We start from the raw sequence: 26,309 nt of genomic DNA, 5'->3' as shown, positions 1-26,309 counted from the left end.
AACGTACATGGTTGACGCGTATGTGAAGCAATTTGAATTGACTGACTTACCTGTCGCTGCGCAGAACGAATTGCAGCTCGTCCGATACGAGCCGGGGGACGTCATCTGTACGCAAGGTGATGAAGCAGAACATCTCCGTTTCTTAGTGAAGGGGAAGATTCGCGTTTCCCATACTTCCGCTACCGGGAAGCGCCTCGTCCTCTCCTTCAAATATCCGCTCGATTTGATCGGGGACATCGAATATATTCAGCGGACCCCGTTTTTGAATACGGTCGAGGCGGTCACGTCAGTCGAGATGCTTGTCATTCGCTTCGAGGATTTGGTTCGACATGCCCACCACGATGTTGCGTGGTTACACTATTTATTAGAAGAGATCACAAGAAAATTTGAACGAAAATCTCAATCACTCAGCTTCAACTTGTTTTACCCTGTCGAAGTGCGCTTGGCGAGTTATCTGTTATCGATGACGCCGAATGACCAAACACTCGGCTCGACTGTCGACCAATTGACGGATATCGCTGATTTGATTGGGACGAGTTATCGTCATGTGAATCGGACGCTCCGGCGTTTCGTTGAGGCAGGATTGATTGAACGAAATCGGCGGGTAATCACGCTCGTCGATCGGGAAGGTTTGTTGGAGATTGTCGGGGAGAGCATTTATGAATAGGAGGGGAGAATCATGGTGATTGGCATGATGCTTGCCATCTTCGGCGGGATGCTCGTCTGTGTGCAAAACACGTTTAACGGCAACGTCAAGAAGCGTGTCGGAGCATGGGCGACGACGACGCTCGTTCTCTGTCTTGGATTTTTAGCATCGCTACTCATTGGGTTGTTTCAAGAAGGTGGTGGCTTGTTCCGAGTAGAGGAGATGGAGACATGGTACTGGTTCAGCGGAATCCTCGGCGTCGGGGTCGTCATGAGTGTGACGCAAGGGGTTGAGCGCCTCGGGCCGAGTTACGCGATCTCAATCGTTATGGTGTCTCAAATCTTATTCGCGCTCCTCTGGGATACGTTAGGGTGGTTCGGATTGACGGCCGTCCCGTTCACATGGAAAACGGTCGTCGGGATTGTGTTAATCGTTGGTGGGGTGCTCGTATTTCAGTTGAGTGGAAAGGTAAAACCAACTCGCGCGTCGATGAATCGAGCGAGTTAAACGTTAAAAAAGTTCCACGTTTTGAACAAATTTGTCCATGCTGCTGTCGATTCAGTTGAGTATGACAGATCGGGCACACAACCGTTGACTTCTATTCCATTGATTGACCAGATGTAACCAAAACTTTTGACTCATTAGGAAAAAAAGGATAAAAAGAACAATTTGACCGAATCTTTTTTTGAAAATACATGTATAATTTAGAAGAACAGGATAGAAGGGGGTAATGATATGCAACAAGTGATGGACATGGGATGGACAATTCTAAACTTAGGGTTGTTGACGATGATTGGAATCTTTTTATTCCGACTCCTTCGCCGGCATTCAAATTAATCAGCATCTGACAATCGTCAGATGCTTTTTCCTTTTTAATGGGAAAACCTCGAAAGTTTGCTTATAGATTGTTAAGATATAGATATCGGTAAATTGGATGTTTTTTACTTTTGGAGGGGTGCTAGATGTTACGTGAAGAACGAATGGAATACTTGTACGACAAAGCATGGACTAAAAAAGGTCCGCTACTAGTGATCATCATAGGGGTAGTGACAGCGCTTTGGTTAATGTTCAATGATTCAAGAATGAGCCTGTCCCTATTCATCTTTTGTGCGGCGATGCTCATGCCGCTTCTGGTAGCGACATGGCATAAAATCAAGTTGTTTTTACAGTTCAATGACTCATCCACGTACCAGCGCTTTATTTATCTAAAAGGCATGATTCAGTTTATTCTCTTGATTGGTGTCATATCGATGATGGCGCTCTATGCACTGAAGTACATATCGCTTGATACGTTAAGCCTTGGCTGTGCGACGCTGATTGCGAGTTGTCTTATTCTCGAGTCATGGATTGACTGGAAAATTCTAAAGATTGATGACGAGCATGTGGTCGAGAGTTTGTTGGGATTGATGAACCGGGAGAAGCGTAGAGGATGAAACTAATCGAGCATAGTTTCCGTATAGAAAAATAAAGAACACACACGAGGGGGATTCGATGGTAGACCATGAAGTTAGATTAGAACAGATGTTGAAAGATGATGAAAAACGAAAGAGACAAATGGTGATTCCTTTAATTGGCGTCATGTTGCTCTTCTTTTTATATTTTTGGAAGACAGACATCCTCTTATTGTTACCAATGATTATCGTTGGACAAGTTCCGCTCCTGTATCACGCTTGGCATCGCAAAAAGTTACTTCTTTCATTTAATGAGAACACACGTTACCAACAACTCGTGCGTTCCGAGTTTGCATCTAAATTTGCTCAGCCGCTCCTTCTTCTCATGCTGATTGCCAGTGTAGAGCTTGAATGGATTACATTACTTACATTTATCATCGCAGCTTTTATCGGAATCCTGAGCTTGTTGATTTTAAGTGTTCGCTTCGACCGTAAATTAAAAGAAATCGATCCGTTACACGTGACGGGTGTTGAACTCGGTCATGTCCAGCTGCAACGGAAAAAACGAAAAAGTGAAGCGTGATGAATAAACAAGAGCGTCTCCCCAAAATGGTCGAACAGGATCTCGACACACGAGGGATCAGCACACTATTTGGCATCATCGGCCTGTTTCTCTTTCTCGTTGTTTCGGTCATAAACGGTGTCACGGTGACGACGGTTGCCTTCTCTTTCCTCGTGACCCAATTGCCGATGCTTTATCAAGCGTGGCGACGGATGAAGTTGTTACGTACATTTAACGAAGACGAGGAATACCAACGTCTCGTTCGTCGAGAATTTCAAATCATCGTCGCCATGTTTGTGTCACTTGGTGTATTCACCTTCCTCACGTGGTTCGTATTCGATTCGATGCAAGAACTACTCGGTGTCGCATTGATTGGCATCATTCCGCTTCTCATCTTGTACGTGCCGATGGATCGTAAACTACGTGAAGCGGACCCGGAGCATGTGACCAATCGAGAGTTACGACAAGCACATCGTAAACAGAAACTCAGCCCCTGACAGAGCGTCAGAGGCTGAGTTTCTTCATGAGAACATGGAGATGAGAAAGCCGCAGACGACCATGCCAATTGTATAGAATGTGAACCGGTATCGTTCCCAAAACGATTCATTCATCGTGTCACCGCTACATCATCAAGCGGCGTGTCAACCATCCGAACGAACGCTTCGTCCGGGTCGGTCGTTCCAGACTCGTCGAGCCAGTCTTGGAAGTCCCCTTCATACAAAACGCGTCCACCATGCAGGAAGATGACATGGGCATCAAGTTGAACCAAGTCATGTAACTGATGTGTCGAGATGAGACATGTCTTGCCCTCATCGACGAGTCGTTGCAGGCGGCGCATGATTTGAATGCGTGACGCCGGGTCGACCCCGCTCGTCGGCTCATCAAATAAATAGAGAGAACGTTTGATTGAAGATAAGAGCGTCACGAAGAGCCATTTCTTCTCCCCGACCGACATCTTCCCGAGCTTCATCGTCCATAGATGTTCGAACAGTTCTTGTTCGCGAGAAGTTGAAAGGTTATTCATATACGATTCGAGTTTCTTGAAGTCGGGACGTTGCGACAGACGTCCGATGAAATAGGCGAAGTCTTTCCCCGTCAACTCATGATGGTTGTACATGAGTTGCGTCAAATAGAGCATGTCCGTCGTTGGAACGAGTTCGAGTGATGTCTTGTCGACCGGAAGTGCCCCGGTCATACAATCAAACAGGGTCGTCTTCCCAGCACCATTTTGTCCAATCAAAACGTTCAGTTTATTCGATTGCAGTGTGAACGAGACATCATCGAGAACAGGACGTGCCGCTTTCGGATAGAGATAAGTGAGTTGGTTTACGTGCATAAGAACCTCCTAGCGTGTGATGAGTGAGACGAGACTGAAGCGTTTCAACGCAATCGCACCAATGATGAAGTAACCAAGTATGGAAAGGAATGTCGCCCATACTCCGAACGAGAGCTCGACTTGAGTCGTCAGATGCAGCAACCCGAGCGCGAATTCGTGAAGCGCGTAGAACGGGTTGAGGAAGCTGAACCATTGATCAGGTGACTTGATTGCCAGTAAAAAGAGTGGGAACATCAGTATGTTCGCGAACGTCCCGAGACTCGATACTTTCACTGGAAGTGTCGTGATGGCGACACTGGCAACCGCGAACGGGATACTGCCAATCAATACGAGTAGAGACGTTGCAATCAACTTGAACGAGAAGAACCCGTGAACGAGCGTAACGACCGTTGTGAATAAAGTTAAGCTGATGGAGGCGAATAGAAGTTGCGCCAAGATGACGGCGATGACATATGTCAGTTTGTTGCCGGAAATCATCACGTACGTCTTCATCAGTCCGTATTCGCGCATGCGAGCGAGCTCCATGCCGACACCGTTCACATATGTAGCAAGAATAATATACACCCAGAAATAAGAGAGCCCTGGGTAGTATTCCACTGTCGTTGCTTGGCGAATATCTGAAAATGACTGCGTCAAGGCGATAACGAGTGGGATTACGAATGTCCAAATGAATGGAACTTTATCCGTGACGACAACTTTGGCATACATAAAGAAATAACTTGTGATTTGATGCATCCTGTTCCTCCGCTTGTCTATTTGATTGTTTGTATCGTAGCACAATATACGGAAGGTTATTGGAAAAAGTTTCAAAAAATAATCCCTCATATCGAATGAGGGATGAAAGAAAATCATTTCACTTTGTCACGTTTCGCAATCTTGTCGCTCACTTGCTGACCGCTCAACGTCACCATCGGCATACCGCCACCTGGGTTGACGGTCCCGCCGACGAAGTAGAGGTTGTGGTAAAGTTCACTCTGTTTCTTATGTTTGAAGCCGCCATTCCGATTCTTGTCGGCGACCGTTCCATAAATGGCACCTCGGTCCGATCCATACGTCCGCTCGATATCATGGGGCGTCCATACATCACGTGTCACCGTATGTTCACGTAAACCATCGAGACCCATTCGTTCCAATTTGTCGAGTACACGTTCTTCAAAAGCGGCGTACTCTTCTTCCGTGAACGGCACATCCTGGATATACGGGATGTGTGGCAAGATTTTGATGTTCTCGTGTCCTGGTGGCGCTTGGGTCGGGTCGGTCTTGTTGACGTTGACGAGGTAAATCGTCGGGTCGTCCGGAAGTTCATGTTTCTCAAAGATTTTATCCATTTGTTCATGTAGGTTCTCAGAGAAGAAGAAATTATGATGTGCCAGTTGTGGATAGGCTTTTTTCACCCCGAGATGGAGGACGAATCCGGAACTCGCCGGTTCGTATTTATCGACGAGTTTGTCGACATACTGTTTGTCCGCGTCGACCATCTTCTGATAGAACGGGATGACTTCCATGTTCGAGACAAAATAATCAGCGGAACGGAGACGTCCGTCCTCGAGCTCGATGGCGGTCACTTTCTCATTCACCGTATGGGCACGAACCACGCCTTCTCCGGTATGTAGCTTCACACCGATTTCTTCGGCGAGCTTCGTCAAGCCTTCCGCGAGCTTATGGGTCCCGCCTTCGACATACCAACAGCCTTGGGCATATTGCATGTAAATCATCATGTTTAAGACGGCTGGTGCGTTATACGGAGACGACCCGACATATTTGACGTAATACGACAGCATGTCTCGAAGATGTGGGTTGCTGATCCGTTTCTTGATGGCGCTATACATCGTCGACGTCAAATCGAATCCGAATAGGGTCGGGAAGATGCCCGTTTTCATGACGGCTTCTAATGGGGATTCAAACCCTTCGGCCAAGTATCCCTTCTCGGTCGTCTTATAGATGCGCGCTGCGTAATTCAACAGTTCACGATATTCTTGCATGTCTTTTCGAGAGAGGGAAGGGTTTGCCCGCTGCATCTGTTCGAGGTCATGGTAAAGGTCGAGGACGGTATCGTCCGGGAAGAACGAGCGCCATTCGAGCTCAAGTCGTTTGATGGATACATAGTCTTCCATCCGTTTCCCGCTTCCACGGAACAGTTTGTCGAAGATGTGAGGCATCGTTAAAATCGAGGGTCCGAGGTCGAAACCGAATCCGTCTTGTTCGAGCCGATTCACTTTCCCGCCGATGTGGTCGTTCTTTTCGTAGAGTGAGACGTCGTAACCTTTTTGAGCGAGTGAGATGGCCGCTGACAAGCCGCCGAGCCCTCCGCCGATGACGATGACCGACTTTTCCACTGATGGCATATATTCGCCGCCTTTCCGAAGTGTTATTTTCAAAAAACAGAATGAGTGCTATCTCTTCTATTCCCGTTTCCAAATGAAACGAACATGCTTTTACGGATTTGCCACATCCACAAAGATGTCATCCCTGAACCGACAAAAGTTTTGTATAGTAAGGGAACAGAGACTGAACGAAAGTAGGAATCTAAGATGATCGTAAAAACAATCACGCTTCACTTTGCAAACGGGGATGAAATCACCATCCCGTTTGATGATATCGAATCGTGTCGGATGCATGATATTCAAGACGGGATGCGTGTTGCCGCGGATGGACAATTGATCAAAGAAAAAGTGATGCATGGACTCGACCTCGTATTGAAGGATTCGGCGAATCAATTGGAATGGGCTGGCGAGGGTGGACCGTTTGACCGCATCCTGGGTATGTCGGATTTACAACATCTCGCCTTCGAGTTTGAAGGGATGCGAGGAAAGTCATACCGCATCGCCTGGCATGATTTGGAGGCGGTACAGAACACGTACCAGACGACAACTGAAGAAAATGGGAACTTGCACGTGCACGTTCGAGTCACATAAGTGAACGCCTCTCGCGACAAACGAGGGGCGTTTATAATTTGTTTACAACTTGTGTTTATCCTTAACGTATCAACAATAAGGAGGAACACAGGATGAACAAAAAAGTGAAATGGGGCATGGGGATTGGTGTGCTCGCCCTTACATTAGTAGCTGGAGTCTTCTTGATGCCGGATACAACTGAATATAAAACGGAAGCAGTATCGATTAAGACGATTGAAAATCGTTACACGTTTGCGGGGCAGGTCACGGCAGTCGGGGATGAGACGACAGGTCGATTCATGGTTGATGAGCGAGATATTGGAAAAGTGAATGAAGGGGATGCGTTGACGATTTATGTGACGGCGCTCGATGCAGAGATTGACGGAACCATCGACGTCATCGCAGAGGAAGCAGAACCGATGACGACACCAGGCGCATCCGCTCGCTATGCGATGACGGTGACCCTCCCTGAGACGGATAATTTACGGAATGGGATGACGTTAGAAGGAAGTTTAGTCGTCGAGCGCGCGGAAGATGCAGAGACCTTGTCGCTCGACAGCATCACGTTTGAGGATGAGGACGCATACGTCTATGTGCAAGGAGACGAAGGCCCGGTGAAACGACAGGTCGAGCTAGGATTGACAGACGGGAGCCGAGTCGAGATCAAAGATGGATTAGACGAGACCGAAGTACTCTTACTCGATGAGACGACGAGTGGCGGGTTGATGCCTCCACGAATCGGAGGTGGGCAATGATGACGACGCTCATCTCGGTCGAACAATTGACCAAATCGTATGGGGAGGGTGACAATCGGCAGACCGTATTACGAGGAATCGATTTAGAGGTGAAAGAAGGAGAGTTCGTCGCCATTTTGGGACCGTCCGGCTCTGGCAAGTCGACACTCATGAACATCCTTGGTTGTCTCGATGGTTATTCGAGCGGTCGTTACCGGTTTGGGAACAAAGATGTGACCGGATTGTCCGAAACGGAGCTTTCTCTTTTTCGGAACGAACGCATCGGATTTATCTTTCAGCAATTCAATCTACTTCCTCGGTTGAGTGCTCGAGAGAACGTGGAACTTCCGCTCATTTATCAACGATCTTCAAAAGCGGAAAGACAGGAACGAACTCGAAAGATGTTAGCGCGTGTCGGATTAGGCGATAAGATGGACCACTTTCCAAATCAGTTATCAGGTGGTCAGCAGCAACGTGTCGCCATCGCTCGGGCGCTCGTGACGAATCCATCGCTTCTTCTCGCGGATGAGCCGACGGGCGCGTTAGATCAAACGAACGGTCGTCAAATTATGGCGCTCTTTCACGAGCTACATGCGGAAGGAAAGACAATTATCATGATCACCCATGATATCGATATCGCCAAAGAAGCGACTCGTATCGTACATGTGCGTGACGGGAAGATTGAAAAGGAGGAACGGGTGCGATGATTCGAGAAAATATACGCATGGCTTGGTTGACGGTCATCAGTCACAAGATGCGCTCCTTCTTGACGATTTTAGGGATTGTCATCGGGACGGCTTCGATTATTGCCTTGATGACGATCATTTCCGGTGTGACCGATTCCATTAACGATGAAGTCGCGACGTTTGGAGCTGATCGTATGACCGTTCAAATCGGAGAAGATGGGAAATCCGGTGTCAGTATGGCGGACATGGATCGGCTCGAAGCCATTGAGGGGGTCGCCTCAATCTCCCCGACATTGAGTCAAATGACCGATGTATATGTATCGGGGCAGACGGAACAGCAAACCATTCTTGGGAAAAGTGAAGCGTTCTTCAAAGACGATTCGGTTGTCGCAACCGGGCGCGGATTGACACCACTCGACGTTAATCAACAGACGCATGTCGCCTTGCTCGGAGAAACGATTGCGAAAGAGGCGTTTCCGACATCCTCTCCTCTCGGGGAAGAGATCTCTGTTGGTGGGATTCGTTACATCGTCGTTGGAACGCTTGCGCCATCATCGGAATTTTCCATGTCAACAGACGAGGCGATCGTCATCCCTGTGACGACTGCACTGACGCAGTTTCATCAAGGGACGATTGCCACGTTCGACTTATATACCGAATCGGGTGCATCAGCTGTCGTACAGGATGAAGTGACACAACAGCTGACGACCGCATTCAATGGACGTGACGCCTTCACAGTAACGAGTTTTGAGGATGCGCTCGCTTCCATCGATCAAATCAATGCGCTTCTCAGTATGCTCCTCGTTGGCATCGCTTCGATTTCTTTACTCGTCGGAGGCATCGGGATCATGAACATGATGCTCGTTTCGGTGACCGAACGAACAAGCGAGATCGGACTGCGTAAAGCACTCGGTGCGACGCCTGGTAAGATTCGACAACAATTCTTGTTTGAGTCCGTCCTGCTTTCGATGCTCGGAGGGCTCGTCGGTGTCTTATTTGGTGGACTGCTCGCCTTTGGACTGACGCTCGTCATGGGCGTACCGTTTACATTGGCAAGTTCAACCGTCGGATTGGCACTCGGTTTCTCTGTCATCATCGGAGTCATATTCGGCTACATCCCAGCCCGGAAAGCCTCGAACTTGCAACCGATTGAAGCGTTGCGAAACGTATAAGCCATTAGAAAGAAGGGGAAACAGATGGTCACCATTTTACTCGCAGAAGATGATGGGGCGCTCGGCGGTTTATTAGTCGATTATTTGACGGTGGCCGGTTATCGTGTCCTTCATGCAAAAGATGGAGAAGAAGCACTCGATTGGCTCGACCGTGAGCCAATCGATTTGCTCATTACCGACGTGATGATGCCACGGTTGGATGGACGTGAACTGACGGGACAATTACGTGACGCCGGGTATACGCTCCCGGTGCTTATGCTGACGGCCCTCGATGCGATGAATGACAAAAAGAGAGGGTTTCATGCCGGAGCGGATGACTATGTCGTGAAACCGATCGATCTCGAAGAACTCGAATTACGAATTGAGGCATTGTTACGACGAGCGCGCATTCATCACAGTCATCAGATTCAGTTGAACGACTGCGTACTCGATGAGACGACGATGACGTTACAAACGACTTCTGAGACGATCGAACTCCCTCGCAAAGAGTTTGAACTCCTCTATTTTTTGGCGACGCATTTGAATCAAGTCTTCACCCGGCAACAACTGTTAGACCGGATTTGGGGATATGAGACGGAGAGTGAGACCCGAACGGTCGACGTCCATATTAATCGACTGCGTGCGCGTCTCAAGCCGATTGATGCATTTCAGATCAGTACGGTGTGGGGACTCGGTTATCGATTGGAGCTGAAAAGATGAAACGATTTATTAGTACCATCTACGGACGATTTTTAATGATTTTCTTCGGACTCTTGTTGATTCCAATCCTCTTGACGTTCACGATTTTTTTGACCTTTCAGTTCAATGCACTGAAGACACAAGTCGAAGAAATGTTGGTAGACCGGGCCGACAGCATGCAGATGGCCTCACAAGATTACGGTCTAGCGTCTGATGCGGTCTTGGACCTCTTTGATGACGCGACACTGAATGCCCAGACGATGCGTTATGACCGTGCGGAATGGAGCGTTTCGGAACGAGCGACATTAGAACGGGGTGAAGTGCTGTCACAGACGGACCGTCTTCCACAAGTCGCTTTTTTACTCGACGAGACCGTGGTCACGTTGTCTCCGAACGCAGACGAGAATCCGATTTCAATCTTCCGTGACGTGTCGTTACAGACCTTGTTCCTGACAGCACTCATTTCAAGTGTTCTCATTCTATTCGCAGTTCGACTGATGACACGACGCATCGATCGTGTCACGGATGCCGTCAACCGTGTGACCGCTGGAGACCTATCGGTGCGGATTCATGACGTAGCAACAGATGAGATTGGAATGCTCGCGAAGCAGTTCAATCAGATGACCGAGACGCTTGAAACGAATGAAACGAAGAATGAGGAATTGGCATCCGTTATGGCACATGAATTTAAGACGCCGGTCGCTTCGATTTTAGGGTATGCCACGTTGTTGAAACGGGGAGGACCTTTTGAAAAACAAAGTGAATATGTCACGAAGATTGAGCGTGAAGGGAAACGACTATCGCGCTTGTCACAAGACGTGCTCCGGCTGGCGAAATTAGACCACACGATTGTCGGTCTACATGCGACGGAACTGTCTCTCAGTGAGCAGATCCGGGAGGCAATCTTATCCTTAGATTCAGAGATGACACGCAAACGAATGAACCTAGATTTGACTATGGACGAAGTCGTGATGAAGGGTGATGCTACACTTCTTCAGCAAGTTTGGATCAATCTACTTCAAAATGCTGTCGAATATGCATATGAAGAAAGTACACTGCATCTTCTGGTGGAAGAGGATGCGACGCACATCACGTGTGAGATTCGAGACGAGGGAGAAGGCATGACACCTGAACAAGTGGACTGGGCGTTCGAACGCTTTTATCAGGCCGACACATCTCGTCATCGCAACGGTTCAGGACTAGGGCTAGCCATCGCTCGTCAAATCGTACAGTTACATGGTGGAGAGATTACATTATCGAGTGAGAAACAGATTGGGACAACGGCGAAGGTCGTCTTTCCAAAGGAGGACAGGTAAAGCACCTGTCCTTATTTTCGTAGATTCACACCGCCGGCAACGAGCGGTCCTTCATAGGTGATCGTATAGATAATCCGGGCGATGTCTTCCGCTGTCTCTTCCGAAGACGGATTGTTTAACCACTCATAGATGACGCCCATGTGAGCCGAAGAAAGATAGGCGACGAGATATGGAGGCGGGACCATCATCTTGTCCGGATCAAACAAGGTTACCGGGGAGCGCTGAAACAAGGCAGCCTGCATAAATTTTCGAAGTTTTGCCTGGAACGTCGGATCTCCATTTGGTCCGAGGAGCGGCTTCATGATGATTTGATTGTCTTCGATGAAGCGGATGAACGGGACGAGATAATGATACGAGTTATCAGTTCGCTCGTCTCCAAAGATGTGCGGGAGATGATGAATCAACTTCCGTTCAGCCTCTTCAAAGATCTCGTCGACGCATTTCTCCATCAACTCGAACTTATCCACATAGTGACTATAAAAGGTTCCCCGATTAATACCGGCCCGTTCAGTCAATTGCTTGACGGTGACGGCTTCAAATCCCTGTTCTTCAATGAGACTAAAGAAGGCATCTTTGATCAGCTTCTTCGTTCGGATGACGCGTAAGTCAGTTTGTTCCATATTATTTCTCCTTTTCCTCAACACATTCATTGCATCTGTCGGAAAACCGACACGATGACCGATATTGACGATTGTTGCCACCGTGAACGGGGACTATACTGAACATATAAACCAACACGGTGTCGATTATCTTGAGTATACACGAGGAGGCGCCGAAAAGGAGTGACAGAAATGAACATTCAACTGCAACACGTCGACAAGTCGTTCGGCGACCAACTCGCCATCGACAACATCGACTTCACCATCCCATCCGGAGAAATTTGCTGCTTGCTCGGACCATCTGGATCGGGGAAGACGACGCTCATCCGACTCATGATCGGCGCCCTCGCACCGGACAAAGGAAGTGTCCATATCGGCGAAACGAAGATGCCAAACATGGACATGCTCCAACAAATCGGATTTATGCCGCAGAACGATGGCTTGTACGAAGACTTGTCGGCCGAAGCGAACCTCGCCTTCTTCGGATCGATTTATAAGTTAGGGAAAAAGGCGCTCCAAGAACGCATCACCGAAGTGCTCAACCTTGTCGATTTAACGAACGACCGGCATAAGCTTGTCCGCAATTTTTCAGGCGGGATGAAGAAGCGTCTTTCCTTGGCCATTGCCATCCTGCATAAGCCCGATGTGTTGTTTCTTGATGAACCGACGGTCGGAATCGATCCGATTTTACGCCGACAGATTTGGGATCAGTTCCAAACGATTCGGGCGGAAGGGACGACCATCATCGTCTCGACGCACGTCATGGATGAAGTGCTCGAATGTGACCGGGCTGCGCTCGTCTATAATGGACGGTTGATCGCATATGACCATGTGCAAGATTTGCTTGACCAGACCGAGAACGGCCGCGTCGAAGAACTGTTCTTGATTGCCGGGAAAGAGGGGGTGGGTGACCATGCGTAACTTGGCGAAACGTGTCATCTTTCAGACGTTGAATGATAAACGAAGTGTCGCCTTGATTTTGATTGCGCCACTTCTCATTTTGACACTCGTCTACTTCTTACTCGGGGACTCCGACTACGTGCCGACCGTTGTCCTCGATGACAACGCACCAGAACAGCTCATCGATGCGTTTGAAGACGAGACGCTCGAAGTGGAACAGGCATCGTTCGATGATCCAAAAGTATATATCGAAGACAATGTACATGTCGATGCCGTGTTTGAAATGGGTCAGGAAGGAACGACCATCACGTTACGCGAACCTTCGACGAAGTCGTCGAAGGCGGTTGGTGAGATTCAAGATGCGTTGACGACGCTCAACCCTGCAGCTGAAATCGATACGTCATTCGTCTATGGTGAAGAAGGACAGTCGACGTTCGATTCGTTCGGCTTCGTCTTCCTATCCCTCTTCTCGTTCTTCTTCGTGTTCATCCTATCTGCGATGGCACTCGTCAAAGAACGGAGTGGGGGTACGCTCGAGCGACTGTTGATGACCCCGATCAAACGAGGACAGGTCATTTTAGGATATACACTCGGATACGGGACGTTTGCGGTCGTGCAGTCGATTTTCATCGTGCTCTATTCGATTTATGTGCTCGGCTTGTCTTCGCTCGGGAATATGGCGTGGGTCATGTTGACGATGCTACTCATGGCAGGGACCGCAGTACTCTTCGGGGCGACCATCTCGGTGTTTGCCCGATCGGAACTACAAGTCGTACAGATGATTCCGTTCACCATCATCCCGCAAGTATTCTTCTCAGGACTCATCCCGCTCGACTTGATTCCATACGGACTCGGGAACTTGAGTTACGTCATGCCAATCTTCTACGGAGCGACAGCAATCAAGGAAGTTATGGTGTACGGAAGTGGCTTTTCAGGCATCTGGATGTATTTACTCGGTCTGATTCTTTATGCAGGTGTCTTATATCTCTTAAACATGCGAGCGCTCGGGAAATACAGAGGACACTAAGTTAAAAGGACAACACCCAGTCTTGAAACTGTTGAAACGCCGGGATTTTATTGGCCAGTCCGATGACGAGAAACCAAGCACCGGTATAGAAGAAAGCAGAGATGGTCGTATAGAACGCATACGTACGAAGTTTGAGCGATGTGAACCCGGCGATGTAATGGAGCGGGTGCCGAAGGCCGGGAATAAAATAAGAAATCATAATGGTGCGTGCCCCGTATGTTTGATAGAGCGCCTCGGCTTTTTTAAGATAACGAGATTCGCGTTGTCGCACGGGTAGGATACGATGAAGCCCTTTCCCGATTAAATAGAACCAGCCGAACGTGAGCGTGAAGAGAATCCAGGTGGAGACAAATAAAAGCCAACTTGGGACAAAATCATCCGCGACCGTCAGATGGGTGATCATTAAGACGTCGTCAGATAATGGGGTAAACATGATGCCGATGGCGAGCATGGCATAATGTATGATCATTTCCATAATAAATTCACTCCTTACCTTGTCTAGTATTCACTCGCAAGCGTAAGGAGTTTTTAGTATTCTCTTAAGAAATCTTAAGAAGTTGGAAAGGAAGTGCCGTTACTGAGTTTGTTACACTCATTAATAGAGGAAATGAATGTAGTTTACTAGTGAAAAACGAGGAGGAAAGAGATGCGTTCACAACCCGTCATCTGTATCGCTGACGACGATGAAGCGATTCGAGAATTACTTGCTATCTATTTAAAAAATGAAGGATATGCACTCCGATTTGCGAAAAATGGACAAGAAGTACTCGACCTCGCGTCGACCGAAACGATCGATTTGCTCATTCTAGATTTGATGATGCCTGTCATGGGTGGAATTGAAGCTTGTATTGAGATTCGAAAGACGCAGTTTATGCCGATTTTGATGCTCACAGCCAAAACGAGCGACTTGGATTTGATGCAAGGCATTTCCGTTGGAGCGGACGACTACATTAAAAAACCGTTTAACCCACTTGAAGTGACGCTGCGTGTCAAATCGTTACTCAGACGATATCGTGATTATGGGTCAGACCGAGCAGACCTCACGAGTACACTCGTCTTTGAAAATGTGACACTTGATTTACAGACGCGACAATGTCGAAAGGATGAGATGTTGATTCGACTTACACCGAAAGAGTTTGATATTCTCGCCTATTTTATGCGTCATCCAAATCAAGTCCTAACAGTCGAACAGATTTACGAGGCGGTGTGGGGTGAGGCAGCATTTGAGGTCGACAACACAGTGATGGTCCACATCACAAAAATCCGAGAAAAGTTAGAAGACACACCACGAAAACCGACCATTATCAAGACGGTGTGGGGCGTGGGGTATCGATTATGAGACGGAGACAATGGGATCGCTTGCTAGTGAAGTTGATTGGTATCATTTTAGTCAATGCATTGATTGCGACGATTGCTTTTTTAATCATGGGCTATTCGATCAGTTTATACTACATTGAGAACGAAACAACACCAGATCCGCTGACGTCCAATCTTATGTTTTTAGGGGTGACGTTCATTGTTATTTTGATCTTTATTATTGGATTTTCACTGATGATGCGGAAAACACTTCGAAAAATCACGTATTTATCGAGTGAGATTGAACAGATTGCAAACGGTGACCTCGGTCGAACTGTCAAAGTGGAGGGTCGAGACGAAATCGCGTCGCTTGGAGAGAGTGTGAATCGGATGTCAGCTCAATTAAGTGAATTATTTGAGAAGGAACGGGCGCATGAAGAAGAACGGAACCAACTATTCTCCAACCTGTCGCACGATTTGCGGACACCGCTCACGAGCATCAAAGGCTATACGCAACTCCTGCAAATGAATCGGGAACTGACGCTTGCAGAAAAAGATCATTTTCGTATTCTAAATGAAAAAACGGATCAGCTTGAACATTTGCTAGATCAGCTGATGAACGTAAACCGACTCTATGCCCCACATATGCAACTAAAGAAACAGAGACTCAACCTGAGTCTATTGACGACGCAACTTATCCACGAGATGGAGCCGTTGTTTAATGAGCGAGGACTTCATTTACAGACTTCAATCAGACCAGATATATGGATGGAAGCGGATCAAGAACAGCTTATTCGCGCTTTTGAGAACCTTTTATCGAACGCATGGAAATATGCGGAGCAACCGAGTCCGATTCACATTGATCTCCAGACCAGGGAGGATATGCTTGAGTGGTCCATCTCGAATGCGACAACGACTGAAACGATTGAGTCCATTCCTCATCTGTTTGATCGCACATATCGTGTCGATTCCTCGAGAGGGGTCACGCCAGGTGATGGGTTGGGTCTATCGATTGCCCGCCAAATCATTTTATTGCATGGTGGACGGTTGACGGCCGCACCGCTAGAGGGTCAGGTTATTTGTTTTCGGGTATCGTTACCGATGGAATGAGATATCCCATTAAGATTGTATCGAAGTGCTGTCCATCAATAAGCTTATCGTCCCGTAATCGGCCCTCGACTTCGAAGCCGTAGCGCTCATAGAGTGCTATGGCTTTTTTATTTGTTTCAATGACACTTAAAGTGACTTTATGAAGGCCTTCCGTTCGCGCCCAATCGAGAACATATCGTAAAATAGCTGAACCTAAACCGAGTTCCCAATGCGCTTGCAGAATTCCAACTCCAAATTCGACAGTGTGGGATTTTCGAGCGAGCACACTACCTTCGCAGCGGGCAAACCCGACAATTTCCCCATCGACTTCTGCTATAAGAAATAGTCGATTCATGGTATTCAAATCAGAATCGATTAGAAATTGAATGGCCTCCTCACTCAATACACCTTCTCCAGGTTCGCGGTCTAAATAGTCCGTCTCTTGATCGATTTGCAGACGAATGAAAGCGAGGGATTTCGCGTCGTCTTGTGAGGCTTGACGAATGGTACAGTGTTGTTCGTTTCGTATGTATAAAATAGGGTTCATGATATCCTCCTTTGTAATATCGGTCATAAAAAAAGCACTCGGACCATTGTCCGAAATGCTCATTAGCGTTTGAGTAACAACATCACGCCGGTCACGAATAATGCGATTCCGCTCGCGAGTCTAACTTGTTTGCACGTCACGTTCTTTCACCCCTACATTTCTTATCTGTTTGCTTTAGCGACACGTTTTGGTATTTTCGACATTTCTTGATAAATCGAAAGAATCTCGGTCCCGTAATTTCCTTTCGGCTGCATGGCCCACTTTTGGTGAAGAGATGGCCACGTCGTTGCAGAGCCTCGCTTGACGAGATGGAAGCGTGGGTCGACTTGTTTCGTATTCAGTGCATCGTGTGAGGCGTATGCCTTTAGATGCTGAACTTGAGCAGTCACGCCTTGATGCGGTGAACGGAAATAGTGACCTTTTACGCCATTCCCAGTCGTCCCGATTCCGGAATAGTTATGTTGTTCAGGGAGTACATCGCCACCATATCGAAAGTAGCCTGTCTCTTTCAGTGCTTGAGCGAACGCGACATCCCCACGAACACCTTCCTTAGCGCCGATGATGACGAAGAGGTTCGCCAAGTCTTCGACCGACGTTTGTACTAGCCGGACATCACGAGGATTCTTCTTTTTTACGTAATCCGCCATTTGTTGCGGAGTCAAAGCCGATACTCCCATAATAGCACGATTCTGCTTCTTCGGGGCCGCCTCAACGATTGATCCAGTCGAGAGAAAAGAAGATGTGATCAGAAGAAATACAATCACCAAGCTAAACACTTTTTTCATCATATGTACCCTCCTAAACGAATCATATCCATTGAGAAATAATACCATATTAGGATTAAATTTTAATTTCAGATTTATTTATGAAGGAAATGAGAAATTAAAAAAAGCCGCTCTGAATTCAACATTCAAAGCGGCTTCTCAACATTTAATTTGCTTGTTTCAATTCTTCAACAGTCTCTACTTGATCATCGAACTTCCGCACATCCACTCGTTTTACGAAGAACGCAAGGACGAGCGCCAAGAGGTTCATCCCAAGTGCGACATAAAATGAATATTGAATCCCAGATAAGAGGGCTTGCTGAGTGATGGCACCCATCGAACTCTCTGTGAGTGTCGCAGGATCGACTCCTGTCATCAATGATTCAGCCTCCGTACGTGTCACCGAGTTCATGATGGTGACGAGGACTGCCGTACCAATCGCGCCAGATACTTGTTGGGCCGTGTTGTTGATGGCCGTTCCGTGTGGATTGAGGCGAGTCGGTAACTGGTTAAGTCCATTAGTCATAATCGGCATCATAACCATCGACATCCCAAACATACGCAACGTGTACGTTAAGACGATGTACGTGTAGGTCGAATCGAGTTGGACGTTTGCGAGCATATATGTTGATACCGCGGTGATTGTCAGACCGGTAAGTGCCAATAATTTTGGCCCGAATCGGTCAAACAGTTTACCCGTGATCGGTGACATGATTCCCATGATGATCGCACCAGGGAGAAGCATGAGCCCTGAATCGAGTGGTGAGATGCCACGTACGCTTTGGACGTAAGCCGGTGTCAAAATCATACCGGAGAACATTGCGACCGCGTTGACCATCGCAATGACTGACGCGAGTGCGAACATCGGATGTTTGTAAGCACGCAAGTCGAGCAATGGTTTTTCCATATGAAGCTGGCGGTAGATGAAGGCGATCAACGAAATTGCACCGACAATCATCGTCGCCAAGACGATTGGATTATCCCAGCCGTCCGAACTTGCTGAACTGACACCGTATAAAATCCCACCAAATCCGAGTGTCGATAAGACGAGCGACAAGTAATCCAGTGACTGGTCTTTGTTTTGGACCATGACGTTCTCTGCTTTCCAAACAGCGAGCGCGAGACCGATGATCGCGAGCGGTAAAATCATTTCGAATAAGACGCGCCAGTCATAGTACTCGACGATATAACCGGAAAGTGTCGGTCCAATCGCAGGTGCCGAGATCATGACAAGTCCGAAAATCCCCATCGCCATCCCCCGTTTTTCACGCGGGAAGCTGACGAGCATGACGTTCATTAAGAGTGGTCCCATTGTTGAGGCACCGATGGCTTGAATCATTCGACCAGTCAACAACCAGCCGAAGCTCGGCGAGAAGGCCGCGATAGCCGTACCGATGGCGAAGATGCTCATCGACGTAATGAACAAGCTGCGGTTTGAAAAGCGAGTGATCAAATAGGCGGATGCCGGGACGAGCACACCCGTCACGAGCATAAAGCCTGTCGCGAGCCATTGAACGGTCGAGTAGTCTGCAATCTCGAGGTCGACCATGATCGATGGGAGCGCGACGTTGAGTAATGAGTTGTTTAAAAATGCGATGAATGCACCCGCAAAGAGCACCGCCAACATGACGTAAGGCGGTTTCTTTTGGAATTCTGGTTTCATATGGATGGCTCCTTTATTTTCTAAATAGTTATGTGTTGGTAAGTGTCGATGAAATGATTTTATACCCGTTGTATAAATAAAGCAACCATTTTGTACTATTAGTCTAAAAAGGTTTTCGGTGCTATAGTAAAGGTACAAACTAGACAGAACGGAGTTACGAAAATATGAAAGAGAAAAAGAGAAAAGTTGCCGATATTGCCATGTCTCTCTTCATCGAAAATGGGGTACAGCACACATCGGTGCAAGAGATCATCGACCGCGCTAATATCTCCAAAGGGACGTTTTATAATTACTTCTCATCGAAGACGGATTGTGTCGCTAGTATCCTCGAGAACTTACGATATGATGCAGGGCAACGCCGAATCGAAATGCAGATGGGGCGGGATAAGCGAGATCGTGACGTCTTCATCGAACAGATTTCGATATTGATTCAATTGAACGAAGAGCGGAACTTGCACGCGTTATTTGAATCGATCATGTCGTCGAACGAGAATGAATTGAAGAAGCTTGTACTCCAACATCGCATTTATGAAATCGAGTGGATTGCGATGCGTTTGACGGAAATCATCGGAGAGTCCGTCAGACCGTATTCGATGGAATTGACGGTGCTCTTCAACGGAATGTTGCAACATATCTTGTTTACGAACCGCATCACGAATGCTGCCTACTCTCCTCAAAAAGTCGTCCGAAGCTTATACACGTATGTCGAATTGATTGCCGCTCGGATGATGGAGACAGGAGAGCACGTCTTGAACCCGGTCACGGTCGATCAAATGCGTGGGACGACAGATAAACATCTCATAACAATCGAAGAATTGATCGAGATGGCTGCTCGCATCGAAGAGCATGTCGACATGACGGAAGAACAGCGAGATTTGTTCGATGCGATTTCGTTCGAACTTAAACAAGAGCGTCTCCGGAAAATCGTGTTAGAGCAATTGTTAAAGCCATTCCAACGGCTATTTAAAGGCGTGACAGGCGAGACAGAAGTACAAAAGTTCACGAATCTCGTGTGGTTGTATACGCGGACACATTAAGGACAAAAATTTCCCGATACAGTAATATAGAAGAAACAAGGAATGGAAAAAAGAATCAAAAAGTTTCCTCGAAAAAGAATTGATTCCTACAAATCCATACGCTACAATCAAATTACCGAAAGCGCTTTCGGGAAGAGGAGAATGACATGGGTACGATTTATGATTTAGCCAAAAAAACAGGATTCTCAATCACGACAGTGTCCAAAGCGTTGAACAATTATAAAGACGTGAGTGACAAGACGAGAGCGAAGATTCTTCAAGCCGCTGCTGAGATGGACTACTTGCCGAACGCACATGCCCAGTCGTTATCGACGAAAAAATCATGGGCGATCGGGGTCATGTTCTCAGAGGCGAACGAAGTCGGGATGAAGCACCCGTTCTTCAACGGAATCATCGAAAGTTTTCGTCACGCGACAGAGGAGCAGGGCTACGATTTAATCTTTGCCTCGCGGAATCTACGCAATCGTGACATGAGTTACCTCGAACACTTTAAACACCGTGCGGTCGACGGGATCGTCGTCATCTGCTCGGACCGAATGGATGAGCAAGTTCAAGAGCTCATGCGAAGCGACATCCCAATCGTCGTCGTCGATATGGACAGCGCCAACTGTAGCGTCGTTTATTCCGATAATATCGAAGGGGCGCGTCTCGCCGTGAATTATCTCTATGAACTCGGCCACCAAAAAATTGCCCACATCGCTGGGGATGAAACGATTGACGCTGGAGCGGCACGAATCAAAGGATATGAACTTGCGATGCAAGAGCTGGACCTTCCGATTCGACCAGGCTACCTCGTCAACGCCGGTTTCTTCTCGGTTGAGGAAGGGAAACAAGCGATGGAACAATTGCTTGAACTAGCCGATCAACCGACTGCAGTCTTTGTGGCCGGGGATCAAATGGCAATCGGTGTCATCGAAGCCATTCACGAGCACGGTCTTCATGTCCCAAATGACATCTCTGTCATCGGATATGATGACATTGAAATGATTCAATACATCACGCCGAAACTGACCACGATTCGCCAAGATACGGACGAAATCGGAGAAGCGGCAGCAGAACTTTTACTTGAACAAATGACCGCGAAAGAGCGACTCACTGAACGTCGCGTCATTCCGGTACGCTTAGTCGAACGGGCATCCTGTGCACCGGTCAAACAGTGATTTATAGCCAATGATGTTTCGAAGTCGCTCTCTTTTCTTCAGTGGATGGAGAGGGGAGCGCGATTTCGAAAGTCATTTTTGAAAGAAATCGAAACCGCTTTCGATATTTTATTTCGATCGTAACGAAAGCGCTTTCGATAATTTTAAACCTCTTTTTGCAAGCGCTTTCTACTATTACTTATAAAAAGGATGGGAACAACACATGCGTAAATTAGTCAGCTTACTTACACTCGGAGCACTTTCAGTTGGCGTCTTGAGCGGTTGCTCAGACAGCGAAGGCGGAGCTTCTGAATCAAAAGATGACGTCTTAAAAGTTTGGTCATTTACGGACGAATTAAAAGAACCAATTAAAACATATGAAGAGAAGAACGGTGTCAAAGTTGAATTGACTATCGTCCCGATCGCGGACTATCCAACGAAATTGAAGCCAGCACTTGAGAGTGGCGTCGGCGCACCGGACGTCTTCACGGGAGAAATCGCATTCCTTAAACAATGGGTTGATGCAGGTTATTGGGAAAACCTTTCGGACGAGCCATACAGTGTCGAAGAAATCGCAGACAACTACGTCCCGTACGTGTTTGACCTCGGGAAAGATAAAGATGGAAACGTTCGCGCTCTTTCATGGCAAACGACACCAGGTGGCGTTTACTACAAACGTAGCTTAGCAAAAGAAGTACTTGGTACAGACGACCCGACTGAAATCGGTGAAATGATGAGCTCGATGGACGGTGTCTTCGAAGTTGCTGAGAAGATGAAACAAAAAGGATACAAGATGTTCCCGGACGAAGGTGCGATCCGTTGGTTCTCACAAGGAGCAAACCCAGAAGCGTGGGTCAACGATAAAAACGAACTCGTCTTGACAGAAGATAAGATCAACTACATGGACTATGCGAAAGAACTTCGTGAGAAGCAATACACTGCGCTCGCACCAGAATGGTCACCATCATGGTTCGAAGGAATGGATAAGCCAATCAAAGTGAAAGAGAACGGAAAAGAGACAGAGACACAAGTCTTCTCATACGTCCTCCCAACATGGGGTCTCCACTCTGTATTAAAAGAGAACGCGAAAAAGTCTGCAGGTGACTGGGCTGTCACAAGCGGACCAAGCCCATACTTCTGGGGCGGTACATGGCTCGGAGTCTATGAAGGATCGAAAAACAAAGAAGCCGCTTACGACTTCGTAAAACTCATGACACAGGATGAAGAATTCTTGACAGAGTGGGCACAAGAGACAGGCGATGTACTTGCGTTCAACCCGGTCACAGACAAGATCAAAGACGACTTCAGCGATGAGTTCCTCGGCGGACAAAACAACTATGAGTTCTTCCTCGATGAAGCAGATGAAATCACACCAGGTATCGTCACGAAATACGACCAACAGCTCGATACACTTTATGGTGCATCTGTCCTTCAGTATGTAGAAGGGAAAAAGTCAAAAGAAGAAGCGATTGAAGAGTTCAAAAAACAAGCGAAGAACGCTTACCCAGACATCGTTGTAGACTGACGATGACCAACACGAGGGGGGAGCTCCCCCCTCGGTTCTTATGGAAGGAGAAATACACGTGAAAAAACTAGATCGTTACGGCTATCTGTTCATCGCCCCGTTCTGGGTCGTCTTCTTGACATTCAGCATCTATCCGGTCCTCTTAACGCTTTATTATAGCTTCACGAACTATACGGGGAGCCCGGGTGAAGAGGTCGTCGGGTTTGCGAACTACACACGGTTGTTGACGGATACGTACTTTATCGAGGCGTTTTTCAACACCATCAAAATTTGGGGAATTAACTTCGTCTTGCAGATTGGATTGGCGCTTCTCTTGGCACTCATCTTCTCTGATCTTCGTTTGAAGTTAAAAGGACTCTCGTTCTTCCGCTCGTTCTTCTATCTTCCAAACTTGATCACAATCAGCTCGGTCGCGCTCTTGTTCGGTATTTTGCTCGACTGGCAGCACGGTTCACTCAACATGGTGTTGATGAAAATCGGCTTGATTTCGGATCCAATCAACTGGTTGGCAGAACCGGTGACGGCACAGTTATCCGTTTCACTCATTTTGACATGGATGTGGTTCGGTCACTCCTTCATCATCGTCATGGCGGGTGTATCAGGAATCTCGACAGATTACTTCGAAGCCGCTCACATCGACGGTGCAAACCGTTGGCAGATGTTTACGAAAGTGACATTGCCGCTCTTAAAACCAATTCTTCTCTACATCATGATCACATCACTCATCGGTGGACTTCAATTGTTCGACCTTCCGATGTTGATCACCGATGGAATCGGTTCACCAGACGGTTCATTGAACACGATGGTGCTTTACTTGTACAACCAAGCCTTCAAGTACAACAACTATGGCTATGCGTCAGCGGTCGCTTACGGCCTATTCTTGATCACGCTGATCTTCTCGGCGGTCGTCTTCAAGGGTATGTTCCGCAAAGAGCGCGCGACACAGAAGGGGGCGTAAGCAATGGAACAAAATGCGGAATCACGGCGAATGCTTCCAGATAGCGAAGCGCAGCCGAAACGGAAAGAGGAGCGTCCGCTTAAAGTGGCGCCGCCTTCTAAGAAAACAACGAATAAGCGATTCGCACGAGGTTTGATTTATACAGGGCTCATCCTTCTCGCGATCATCTGTTTCATTCCGTTCTTGATGATGATTGTCAACGCGACACGGACGAATGGAGAAATTATGGCTGGGTTCTCACTTCTTCCGGGGACGGCGCTCGCAGACAACTATGCGACGCTCAGCGAATACATTAACATTTGGAACGGCTTCAAGAACAGCTTGATCATCTCTGTATCGGTGACGGTCTTGTCTGGTTACTTCTCAGCCCTAACGGCTTACGGCTTTACGTTCTATAACTTTAGAGGGAAAAATGCGATGTTCATCTTCATGCTTGTCATGATGATGGTGCCAGCGCAACTCGGACTCATTGGATTCTATGAGATCTCAAAAACGCTCGGTATTTTGGACACGTTCATTCCATTGATTGTCCCGGCGATTGCAACACCGTTCACCGTCTTCTTCATCCGTCAATATACGCAAGCGACACTTCACATCAGTTTGATTGAAGCGGCACGGATTGACGGTGCGAGCGAGCTACGTATTTTCCACACAATTGCACTTCCAATGATGATGCCAGCGATTGCAACGATGTCGATTTTCACGTTCATCGGCTCATGGAACAACTACTTAATGCCACTTGTCCTCTTGTTCTCGCCTGAGAAATACACGTTGCCTGTTTTGATGGGCTTCTTGAAAGGATCACAAGTCGCAGAGAACCTTGGTTCGCTTTACCTGGGCATCGCGATCTCGGTCGTACCGATCATGATTGCCTTCTTGTTCCTCTCGAAGTACATCGTCAGCAGTATTTCGGCAGGTGCTGTCAAAGAATAAATATAGAGAAAAGAGGAAAACACTATGCATTTTAAGAAAGACTTCGTATTCGGGACAGCCACGTCCTCGTACCAAATTGAAGGCGCATATAACGAAGGAGGCCGTACTCCTTCCATCTGGGATATGTTCTGTGACATCGACGGGCGCGTGTTTGAAAAGCATAACGGCGATGTCGCATGTGACCACTACCATCGTTACGAGGAAGACATCCAGCACATCAAAAAGTTAGGTGTCGACACGTATCGATTCTCCATCGCGTGGCCACGCATCTTCCCTGCCAAGGGAGAGTACAACCCAGAAGGAATGGCGTTCTACAAAAACTTGGCGCTGCGTCTCCGTGAAGAAGGAATCAAACCAGCCGTCACGATTTATCACTGGGACCTTCCGATGTGGGCTCACGAAGAAGGTGGCTGGGTCAACCGTGAATCGGTCGACTGGTTCCTCGATTATGCGAAAGTCTGTTTTGAAGAGCTCGATGACATCGTCGACTCTTGGATCACCCACAATGAGCCTTGGTGTGCCGGCTTCCTCGGCTACCACGTCGGTGTTCACGCACCGGGTCATCGTGACATGAACGAAGCGGTGCGCGCCGTGCACCACATGTTGTTATCGCACGGAAAAGCGGTCGAGTTGTTGAAGCGAGAGATGACGTCCACGACCCCGATCGGCATCACTCTCAACTTGTCACCGATGTACGCGAAGACGGATTCTGCGAATGACCGTCTTGCGATGAACAATGCCGACGGGTATTCGAATCGCTGGTTCCTAGACCCGGTCTTCAAAGGTGAGTATCCGGTCGACATGATGAACTTGTTCTCCAAATATGTGCATAACTTCGATTTCATCCAACCGGGTGATATGGAGACGATTTCGACATCTTGTGATTTCTTCGGCATCAACTTCTATAGCCGTGGCATTGTCGAGTTCAACGCAGCAAATGATTTCTTGAAGGCAGACGCTTACTCGGACTACGAGAAGACGGGCATGGGCTGGGATATCGCCCCGAACGAATTCAAAGACCTGATCCGTCGTTTACGCGCCGAGTATACTGACCTTCCGATCTACATCACAGAGAACGGCGCCGCATTTGACGACGTGCTGGAAAATGGCGAAGTCCATGACGATAACCGGATCGACTACGTCCGCCAGCACCTCGAAGCCGTCTCCGATTTGAACGATGAAGGCATGAACATTCAAGGCTACTACCTCTGGTCGCTCATGGATAACTTCGAATGGAGCTTCGGATATGAGAAGCGCTTCGGCATCCTCTATATCGACTTTGAGACACAGGAGCGCATCTGGAAAGACAGCGCGAAGTGGTATGCCGTTGTCATCGCCGATCATAAAGCCAAACACGCGGATAGCGTCGAGGCGTAATTTGCATCCATCCCACCGCTACGGGGATGGATTTTTTGTG

The 26,309-nt window shown here is 47.7% G+C and carries 29 protein-coding genes; 21 read left to right on the top strand and 8 right to left on the bottom strand.

Annotated elements, in window-relative coordinates:
* The first annotated feature begins 7 nt into the window (after window positions 1-7).
* From KNO78_RS13805 to KNO78_RS13785, 5 genes are all read left to right on the top strand, one after another.
* Window positions 8-667 (top strand): Crp/Fnr family transcriptional regulator, encoded by a 660-nt coding sequence (locus KNO78_RS13805; RefSeq protein ID WP_214691544.1) that lies wholly within the window; start codon window positions 8-10, stop codon window positions 665-667.
* A 12-nt stretch (window positions 668-679) separates the two neighbouring features.
* Window positions 680-1,153: a DMT family transporter gene (locus KNO78_RS13800; protein ID WP_214691543.1), complete on the top strand. Its 474-nt coding sequence runs from the start codon at window positions 680-682 to the stop codon at window positions 1,151-1,153.
* Between the two features lie 455 nt (window positions 1,154-1,608).
* A complete protein-coding gene (locus KNO78_RS13795; protein WP_214691542.1) occupies window positions 1,609-2,079 on the top strand; it encodes a hypothetical protein in 471 nt (156 codons plus the stop codon).
* 58 nt (window positions 2,080-2,137) lie between these two features.
* Window positions 2,138-2,620 carry a hypothetical protein gene (locus KNO78_RS13790; RefSeq protein ID WP_015880640.1) on the top strand — a complete coding sequence of 161 codons (483 nt, stop codon included), beginning with the start codon at window positions 2,138-2,140 and terminating at the stop codon, window positions 2,618-2,620.
* Window positions 2,620-3,096 carry a hypothetical protein gene (locus tag KNO78_RS13785; RefSeq protein ID WP_159563435.1) on the top strand — a complete coding sequence of 159 codons (477 nt, stop codon included), beginning with the start codon at window positions 2,620-2,622 and terminating at the stop codon, window positions 3,094-3,096. The genes KNO78_RS13790 and KNO78_RS13785 overlap by 1 nt, the downstream gene beginning before the upstream one ends.
* A 110-nt stretch (window positions 3,097-3,206) precedes the next feature.
* Here KNO78_RS13785 and KNO78_RS13780 read toward each other — a convergent pair whose 3' ends face one another.
* The 3 genes from KNO78_RS13780 to KNO78_RS13770 all read right to left on the bottom strand — a co-directional run bounded on the left by KNO78_RS13780 (window position 3,207) and on the right by KNO78_RS13770 (window position 6,280).
* Complete coding sequence (locus KNO78_RS13780; RefSeq protein WP_214691541.1) at window positions 3,207-3,935, bottom strand: AAA family ATPase; 729 nt, start codon at window positions 3,933-3,935, stop codon at window positions 3,207-3,209.
* Window positions 3,936-3,944: 9 nt separating this feature from the next.
* A complete protein-coding gene (locus KNO78_RS13775) occupies window positions 3,945-4,670 on the bottom strand; it encodes a hypothetical protein (protein ID WP_214691540.1) in 726 nt (241 codons plus the stop codon).
* A gap of 113 nt (window positions 4,671-4,783) precedes the next feature.
* Window positions 4,784-6,280, bottom strand: a complete 1,497-nt coding sequence (locus KNO78_RS13770; protein ID WP_214691539.1) for a phytoene desaturase family protein — start codon at window positions 6,278-6,280, stop codon at window positions 4,784-4,786.
* Window positions 6,281-6,466: 186 nt separating this feature from the next.
* Between KNO78_RS13770 and KNO78_RS13765 the strand changes: the two genes are divergently transcribed.
* The 6 genes from KNO78_RS13765 to KNO78_RS13740 all read left to right on the top strand — a co-directional run bounded on the left by KNO78_RS13765 (window position 6,467) and on the right by KNO78_RS13740 (window position 11,415).
* Window positions 6,467-6,850 (top strand): hypothetical protein, encoded by a 384-nt coding sequence (locus KNO78_RS13765; protein WP_214691538.1) that lies wholly within the window; start codon window positions 6,467-6,469, stop codon window positions 6,848-6,850.
* Between the two features lie 92 nt (window positions 6,851-6,942).
* Entirely contained in the window at window positions 6,943-7,584 is a 642-nt protein-coding gene (locus tag KNO78_RS13760) for an efflux RND transporter periplasmic adaptor subunit (RefSeq protein ID WP_214691537.1), read from the top strand.
* The gene (locus tag KNO78_RS13755; protein WP_251125341.1) at window positions 7,584-8,270 is read left to right on the top strand and encodes an ABC transporter ATP-binding protein; all 687 of its coding nucleotides are present in this window, start codon (window positions 7,584-7,586) and stop codon (window positions 8,268-8,270) included. Before KNO78_RS13760 ends, KNO78_RS13755 begins: the two co-directional genes overlap by 1 nt.
* A complete protein-coding gene (locus tag KNO78_RS13750) occupies window positions 8,267-9,421 on the top strand; it encodes an ABC transporter permease (RefSeq protein ID WP_214691536.1) in 1,155 nt (384 codons plus the stop codon). The genes KNO78_RS13755 and KNO78_RS13750 overlap by 4 nt, the downstream gene beginning before the upstream one ends.
* Before the next feature lie 24 nt (window positions 9,422-9,445).
* Window positions 9,446-10,120, top strand: a complete 675-nt coding sequence (locus KNO78_RS13745) for a response regulator transcription factor (protein ID WP_214691535.1) — start codon at window positions 9,446-9,448, stop codon at window positions 10,118-10,120.
* The gene (locus KNO78_RS13740; protein WP_214691534.1) at window positions 10,117-11,415 is read left to right on the top strand and encodes a HAMP domain-containing sensor histidine kinase; all 1,299 of its coding nucleotides are present in this window, start codon (window positions 10,117-10,119) and stop codon (window positions 11,413-11,415) included. Before KNO78_RS13745 ends, KNO78_RS13740 begins: the two co-directional genes overlap by 4 nt.
* Before the next feature lie 11 nt (window positions 11,416-11,426).
* Here KNO78_RS13740 and KNO78_RS13735 read toward each other — a convergent pair whose 3' ends face one another.
* Entirely contained in the window at window positions 11,427-12,035 is a 609-nt protein-coding gene (locus KNO78_RS13735) for a TetR/AcrR family transcriptional regulator (RefSeq protein ID WP_084543010.1), read from the bottom strand.
* Window positions 12,036-12,206: 171 nt separating this feature from the next.
* On the opposite strand from KNO78_RS13735, the gene KNO78_RS13730 reads away from it, so the two are divergent.
* Together KNO78_RS13730 and KNO78_RS13725 are read left to right on the top strand one after the other, a co-directional pair.
* Window positions 12,207-12,935 carry an ABC transporter ATP-binding protein gene (locus KNO78_RS13730; RefSeq protein WP_159563440.1) on the top strand — a complete coding sequence of 243 codons (729 nt, stop codon included), beginning with the start codon at window positions 12,207-12,209 and terminating at the stop codon, window positions 12,933-12,935.
* Entirely contained in the window at window positions 12,928-13,941 is a 1,014-nt protein-coding gene (locus tag KNO78_RS13725; protein WP_214691533.1) for an ABC transporter permease, read from the top strand. The genes KNO78_RS13730 and KNO78_RS13725 overlap by 8 nt, the downstream gene beginning before the upstream one ends.
* Before the next feature lies 1 nt (window position 13,942).
* On the opposite strand, the gene KNO78_RS13720 is transcribed toward KNO78_RS13725, so the two are convergent.
* Entirely contained in the window at window positions 13,943-14,416 is a 474-nt protein-coding gene (locus KNO78_RS13720) for a DedA family protein (protein WP_074034750.1), read from the bottom strand.
* A gap of 171 nt (window positions 14,417-14,587) precedes the next feature.
* On the opposite strand from KNO78_RS13720, the gene KNO78_RS13715 reads away from it, so the two are divergent.
* On the top strand, window positions 14,588-15,280 hold the full coding sequence (locus tag KNO78_RS13715) for a response regulator transcription factor (protein WP_015880656.1): 693 nt from the start codon (window positions 14,588-14,590) through the stop codon (window positions 15,278-15,280).
* A complete protein-coding gene (locus KNO78_RS13710; protein WP_074034748.1) occupies window positions 15,277-16,347 on the top strand; it encodes a HAMP domain-containing sensor histidine kinase in 1,071 nt (356 codons plus the stop codon). Before KNO78_RS13715 ends, KNO78_RS13710 begins: the two co-directional genes overlap by 4 nt.
* On the opposite strand, the gene KNO78_RS13705 is transcribed toward KNO78_RS13710, so the two are convergent.
* From KNO78_RS13705 to KNO78_RS13695, 3 genes are all read right to left on the bottom strand, one after another.
* Window positions 16,313-16,873 carry a GNAT family N-acetyltransferase gene (locus tag KNO78_RS13705; RefSeq protein WP_214691532.1) on the bottom strand — a complete coding sequence of 187 codons (561 nt, stop codon included), beginning with the start codon at window positions 16,871-16,873 and terminating at the stop codon, window positions 16,313-16,315. The genes KNO78_RS13710 and KNO78_RS13705 overlap by 35 nt on opposite strands.
* Window positions 16,874-17,034: 161 nt before the next feature.
* Window positions 17,035-17,658, bottom strand: coding sequence for a glucosaminidase domain-containing protein (locus KNO78_RS13700; RefSeq protein ID WP_251125340.1), 624 nt, complete (start codon window positions 17,656-17,658; stop codon window positions 17,035-17,037).
* A gap of 145 nt (window positions 17,659-17,803) precedes the next feature.
* A complete protein-coding gene (locus tag KNO78_RS13695) occupies window positions 17,804-19,300 on the bottom strand; it encodes an MDR family MFS transporter (protein WP_074034742.1) in 1,497 nt (498 codons plus the stop codon).
* A gap of 164 nt (window positions 19,301-19,464) precedes the next feature.
* Here KNO78_RS13695 and KNO78_RS13690 point away from each other — a divergent pair, with 164 nt between their 5' ends.
* The 6 genes from KNO78_RS13690 to KNO78_RS13665 all read left to right on the top strand — a co-directional run bounded on the left by KNO78_RS13690 (window position 19,465) and on the right by KNO78_RS13665 (window position 26,269).
* Window positions 19,465-20,337 (top strand): TetR/AcrR family transcriptional regulator, encoded by an 873-nt coding sequence (locus KNO78_RS13690; RefSeq protein ID WP_074034740.1) that lies wholly within the window; start codon window positions 19,465-19,467, stop codon window positions 20,335-20,337.
* 146 nt (window positions 20,338-20,483) lie between these two features.
* Window positions 20,484-21,497: a LacI family DNA-binding transcriptional regulator gene (locus KNO78_RS13685; protein WP_214691530.1), complete on the top strand. Its 1,014-nt coding sequence runs from the start codon at window positions 20,484-20,486 to the stop codon at window positions 21,495-21,497.
* 202 nt (window positions 21,498-21,699) lie between these two features.
* Window positions 21,700-23,001, top strand: a complete 1,302-nt coding sequence (locus KNO78_RS13680) for an ABC transporter substrate-binding protein (protein ID WP_214691529.1) — start codon at window positions 21,700-21,702, stop codon at window positions 22,999-23,001.
* Between the two features lie 58 nt (window positions 23,002-23,059).
* A complete protein-coding gene (locus KNO78_RS13675) occupies window positions 23,060-23,959 on the top strand; it encodes a carbohydrate ABC transporter permease (RefSeq protein ID WP_015880663.1) in 900 nt (299 codons plus the stop codon).
* A gap of 3 nt (window positions 23,960-23,962) precedes the next feature.
* Window positions 23,963-24,892: a carbohydrate ABC transporter permease gene (locus KNO78_RS13670; protein WP_214685726.1), complete on the top strand. Its 930-nt coding sequence runs from the start codon at window positions 23,963-23,965 to the stop codon at window positions 24,890-24,892.
* A gap of 24 nt (window positions 24,893-24,916) precedes the next feature.
* A complete protein-coding gene (locus KNO78_RS13665) occupies window positions 24,917-26,269 on the top strand; it encodes a GH1 family beta-glucosidase (protein WP_214691528.1) in 1,353 nt (450 codons plus the stop codon).
* Window positions 26,270-26,309: the final 40 nt, after the last annotated feature.

It is taken from the genome of Exiguobacterium sp. s132 (assembly GCF_018617235.1).
In the GTDB taxonomy this organism is placed as follows: Bacteria; Bacillota; Bacilli; order Exiguobacteriales; family Exiguobacteriaceae; genus Exiguobacterium; species Exiguobacterium profundum.
The sequence above is the reverse complement of the archived record's forward strand: the minus strand, read 5'-3'. Positions and strand labels throughout refer to the sequence as shown.